The organism is Mesorhizobium sp. M5C.F.Ca.ET.164.01.1.1 (assembly GCF_004792125.1).
In the GTDB taxonomy this organism is placed as follows: Bacteria; Pseudomonadota; Alphaproteobacteria; order Rhizobiales; family Rhizobiaceae; genus Mesorhizobium; species Mesorhizobium wenxiniae.
The window spans coordinates 1-291 of record NZ_SRTG01000537.1 but is presented as its reverse complement, the minus strand read 5'-3'; the positions used below and the strand labels follow the sequence as shown (position 1 = coordinate 291).

1 protein-coding gene is annotated in these 291 nt (G+C 60.8%); it reads right to left on the bottom strand.

All coding sequences use genetic code 11. The features are described from left to right. The coding region (locus EN807_RS34630; RefSeq protein ID WP_281405272.1) for a flagellar M-ring protein FliF C-terminal domain-containing protein at window positions 1-291 on the bottom strand (291 nt) is incomplete at both ends.

Sequence of the window (291 nt, the reverse complement as noted above, 5' to 3'; positions counted from 1 at the left end):
CTTCTGGATGTCGGCGACCCGCTTGGCGATCTGTTCGGGCGTCGCATCCTTGCCCAGGATCGTCTTCAGCCGGTCCTGGTTGACGACGACGGCGATCGACATCTTGGTCACCGTGTAGCCGTTGGAGACGGTGGCGATCTTCTTGGAGTTGATCTCGTAATTGGTGATCTCTTCCTTGCGGTCGTTGGCCGAGGAGGTCTGCGGACCATCGGTGCTGGTCGCCTGGGTCTCCGGCAGGTTCTGCTCGACGCTGGCCGGGGTCGAAGCCTGCTTCTGGTTGCTGTTTTCGTT